Origin of the sequence: Daejeonella sp. (assembly GCF_044232565.1) — a bacterium.
Lineage (GTDB): Bacteria > Bacteroidota > Bacteroidia > Sphingobacteriales > Sphingobacteriaceae > Daejeonella.
In genome coordinates this window covers 1-4,696 of record NZ_JBIILQ010000215.1, presented here as the reverse complement: position 1 = coordinate 4,696, position 4,696 = coordinate 1, and the positions used below count along the sequence as shown (strand labels likewise).

General features: G+C 35.7%; 4 protein-coding genes. All 4 read left to right on the top strand.

Annotation, left to right across the window (positions count from 1 at the left end):
* The coding region (locus ACILQF_RS10680; protein WP_395627395.1) for a methyltransferase family protein at positions 1-602 on the top strand (602 nt) is incomplete at its 5' end.
* Positions 603-802: 200 nt separating this feature from the next.
* Positions 803-2,722 carry an ABC-F family ATP-binding cassette domain-containing protein gene (locus ACILQF_RS10675; protein ID WP_395627394.1) on the top strand — a complete coding sequence of 640 codons (1,920 nt, stop codon included), beginning with the start codon at positions 803-805 and terminating at the stop codon, positions 2,720-2,722.
* Positions 2,723-2,770: 48 nt separating this feature from the next.
* The gene (locus ACILQF_RS10670; RefSeq protein WP_395627393.1) at positions 2,771-4,066 is read left to right on the top strand and encodes a DUF5103 domain-containing protein; all 1,296 of its coding nucleotides are present in this window, start codon (positions 2,771-2,773) and stop codon (positions 4,064-4,066) included.
* A gap of 77 nt (positions 4,067-4,143) precedes the next feature.
* On the top strand, positions 4,144-4,668 hold the full coding sequence (locus ACILQF_RS10665) for an acyl-CoA thioesterase (RefSeq protein ID WP_395627392.1): 525 nt from the start codon (positions 4,144-4,146) through the stop codon (positions 4,666-4,668).
* Positions 4,669-4,696 lie beyond the last annotated feature (28 nt).

Sequence of the window (4,696 nt, the reverse complement as noted above, 5' to 3'; positions counted from 1 at the left end):
AACAATATCTTTATGAATTAGGCTGTCTTTTTGTCGCATTTATAGGATTTTTCATCCGAGTTTACACCGTAGGATATAGCCGCCCAAACACTTCCGGAAGAAATACTGATGAACAAGTTGCCGACGAATTAAACACAACAGGAATTTATTCAATGGTTAGAAACCCCCTTTATGTGGGTAATTTTTTTATGTGGTTAGGCATTGCAATGCTTACTGGCAATTTCTGGTTCATCGTTTCATTTACTTTATTTTATTTCTTATACTATGAGCGCATAATTTTTACTGAAGAACAATTTTTAAAGAATAAATTTGGAGACACTTATTTAGAATGGGCAAGAAAAACACCCATTATTGTCCCTGACTTCAGCAGCTTCAAAAAAACGAGCTATAGCTTTAATTGGAAAAAGGTTTTACGTCAAGAAAAAAATGGTTTTGCTGCTCTCCTAATAATATTTTGCCTTTTTGATTTGGGAGGTGAATTTGTTAAAGTGGATCATCAATATAATATTTCTCTTTACATTGGAGGGTTGGCCTCCATTATGATTTATTTTATATTGAAATTTATCAAATACAATACAAATCTTCTTCAAGATCCTCAATAATCATTTTCATTTTTACTTTCAAAAAACCAATTGTCTTGAATTGGATTTTGGCTAATAGTGCTATATTCAAAAAACAGAGTCTACTAATTTAGAGAAGCCAATAAATTTATAAATCCTGGTAAATCAAAAAGACAAAATAAATCTAGACAAAGCGCGCTTTTAGCAAAAAATAATCTATAAAATCCGTACTTTTGCGGCAAATGATTGCAATAAACAACCTAACGTTCGAGATCGGTGCAAGGGCATTATACGACGAAGCCAATTGGCACATTAAACCAGGAGAAAAAATTGGTCTTATTGGTGCAAACGGAACCGGGAAAACAACACTATTAAAAATAATTGTTGGAGATTATGCCCCTACTAGTGGGACAATCTCCATGGCAAAAGACATCAAGATAGGATACTTAAATCAAGATCTTCTATCTTACCAAAGCGACAAGAGTATATTGCATGTCGCGATGGAAGCTTTTGAACGTCAAAACCAACTCCACACCGAAATTGAAGTACTTCTTAAGAAATTGGAAACTGATTATTCAGACGATTTACTTAATAAATTAAGTGACAAGCAAAATGAGTTTGAAGCCTTAGATGGCTATAATATTGAATACCGTGCTCATGAAATCATGGCAGGTTTAGGGTTTAGTGAAGTAGACAGCCAACGAACACTTTCTGAATTTTCTGGAGGCTGGCGCATGCGCGTGATGCTCGCCAGAATACTGCTTCAAAGTCCCGATATTCTTTTACTAGATGAGCCAACCAACCACCTCGATTTACCATCTATCAAATGGCTAGAATCTTACCTACAAGCCTTTGAAGGCGCCATTGTCATTGTTTCTCACGATAGGTATTTCCTAGACAGAGTAGTAAAAAAGATTGTTGAATCTAGAAAAGGCAAACTAATTTCTTATGCTGGAAATTACAGTTTCTATGTTGAGGAGAAAGGTCTTAGAGAAGAGATTCAAAGCGGCCAATTCAAGAACCAACAAGCCAAAATCAAGCAAGAAGAGCGATTAATTGAACGTTTTAGAGCAAAAGCGAGTAAAGCTAAAATGGCTCAATCGCGGATAAAAGCTCTTGAAAAAATGGAACGTGTAGATGATGTAGATGATGATAATCCATCCGTAAACTTCAGCTTCAAGTTTAGCAAGCAATCGGGAAGACATGTTATTCGTATTGAAGAACTTAACAAATCTTATCCTGGTGTTCCAATTGTTAAAAATGCAACAGCAACCATTGAAAAAGGTGATAAAATAGCGCTTATTGGAGCTAACGGTAGAGGTAAATCAACCGTTCTGAAAATTATTGCTGGTGCCGATAAAAATAATTTTACCGGAATGTGCGAAACTGGACACAATGTAACACAAACATTTTTCGCACAGCATCAGCTGGAAGCTCTACACTTAGAAAACACCTTAATTCAAGAACTCCAAGCCTTTGCTCCAAAGCATACCGAGACAGAATTACGCTCCATATTAGGTTGTTTCCTATTTACCGGAGATGATGTCTTTAAAAAAATCAAGGTTCTTTCTGGAGGAGAAAAATCAAGGGTAGCCTTAGCAAAAGCACTTACTGCTGATGCCAACTTCCTTATTTTAGATGAGCCGACCAATCACCTTGACATTGCCTCAGTTAATATTCTAATATCAGCACTTCAGCAGTACGAGGGTACATTTATCGTGGTTTCACACGATAGATATATGCTTGATAATGTGGCCAACAAAATTTGGTTCATCGAAGATCAAGAAATAAAAGAATATCCTGGAACCTATGCTGAATATGAAGAATGGAGTTCTAAAAGAGTTTATGTCCCTAAAAAAATAGAGGATACTCCTAAGAAAGAGGAAAAAAAGGCAGAAAAACCCAAAATTCAAGTAGAAGATAAAAGCAAGGAAATTAAAAAGCTAAACCAAGAACTGCAAAAGCTTGAAACTGATATCGCAGAGCTTGAAAGTGCTGTAAAAGAGGCGGAAGCAGAACTAAGCAAAGAAGAGGTTTTTACTAACCCTGAAAAACTTTCTGAAGCCAACAGACGCTACCAACAACTAAGTCCACGTTTATTAAAAGCGCAAGCTGAATGGGAACGCATGGCCGAAGACATTATGGAGCTTGAGGGGAATTAACAATCCCCCTCTTTTCAGATTATCCAGGTTGGAGCAATTAATGATTTTATGAAAAAATTAATCATTCTAATTCCACTTTTACTGATTTATGCCCTGTCAATGGGACAGAAAAAAGTGCGTGTTCGTCCACCAGAAACACCATACAACACCATCCGGTATGAAAATACTGTTTATATCCCAGAGATAAAATCGGTTGAATTCTACCACCGAAATAAGGAACAATCTATTCCAGTTTATGTATTGGGCAGTAGCGAAAATCTGATTTTAGCATTCGACGATTTACGTCCAGGAAGCAGAAATATGACCTATTCAATTGAACATTGTGATTCTGAATGGAATAGTAGCCGACTCTCTCCTTTTGATTTTCTGGAAGGTTTCACCGAAGACCGGATCAACGATTACCGAATTTCCTTCAATACGCTTCAAAAATATACACATTATGAATTGAGCTTACCCAATCTGACTGTTAAACCCAAGATTTCAGGCAATTACCTTTTAAAAGTATATGAAGATAATGATCAAAGGAAAATATTGATTAGCAAACGTTTTTTTGTGGTCGACCCTCAAGTATCTATCCTACCTGAAATCAGTCGTTCGAATAATGTTGCACTAAGGAATGAGATGCAGAAAATAAATGTGCTAGTAGAACATGGTCAGAAAATCATCAATAATCCTTACATAGAAACAAAAATTAGAGTTTTACAAAATGGCAGACATGATAATTCTCAAACTTTAATCCGTCCTAATTTTATCAGAGCTAATCAATTGGTTTACAATGACATGAATTCGCTCGATTTTAAAGCTGGAAATGAATTCAGGCGATTCGATATTCGAAGTTTACGCTTTAAAACAGAAAGAATAGGGAAAATAATACAAGACACGGTCAATCATGTTTTTTTACTAAATGATATTTCAGAAAACCGCTTAGGATACACCTTTATTAATGATGAAAACGGAGCATTTTATGTTCGAAATCTGGATGGACGGGATCAAAGAACAGATGCTGATTATGTAACAGTCCATTTTAGCTTATCTGAAAAAAAGCCGCCAACTAATGGCAATCTTTATGTGGTGGGTCAATTTAATGATTATCGACTTATAAATAGATTGGATTATGATGAATCAAGAAACCGCTTTAGTGGTTCTATATTTTTAAAGCAAGGGCTAATAGACTATCATTATGTATGGATTGAAGAGGATGGTAAAACTAGAGATGATGTGATTTTTGACGGCTCACATTTTGAAACAGAAAACAATTATCAAATATTTTTTTACCATCGTAAACCTGGCTCTCGCTGGGAAGAGTTGCTTGGCTATACCCAAATTAATACCACCCGTAGATAGTATTTCGATCGCTTCAAATACCTAAATTTGACATAATTGCGAAAAATAGATTTACAATAAAGCAGTATCTTTGAAAAATGAGCATTTCTATTAAAAGTCCAAAAGGATCATTTACCATTATGAATGAGCTGGTCCTACCAAACGATACCAATACATTAAATAATTTAATGGGTGGTCGTTTACTGCATTGGATGGACATTGCAGCAGCAATTTCAGCTCAAAAACATTGCAATAATATTGTAGTTACTGCTTCAGTAGATAATGTCTCCTTTAAGCATGCTATAAAACTCGGTGATGTTATTACCATTGAAGCGGTAGTAACACGAGCTTTTAGCACTTCTATGGAGGTTAGATTAGATGTGTGGGCAGAGAATATACCATCTGGAACAAGAATAAAATCAAACGAAGCTTTTTACACCTTTGTAGCAATTGATGCCGAAGGCAAAACAGTAACTGTTCCTGAAATTGAGCCAGAAAACGAAGTAGAAAAAAAGTTATTCGACGGAGCACTTCGTCGCCGTCAATTGCGACTTATTCTTGCTGGAAAAATGAAAGCTGATGATGCAACGGAGCTCAAAGCACTATTCACTAGTAGCAATTAAAAAATATATTATTTAGCTTCCCAACTCT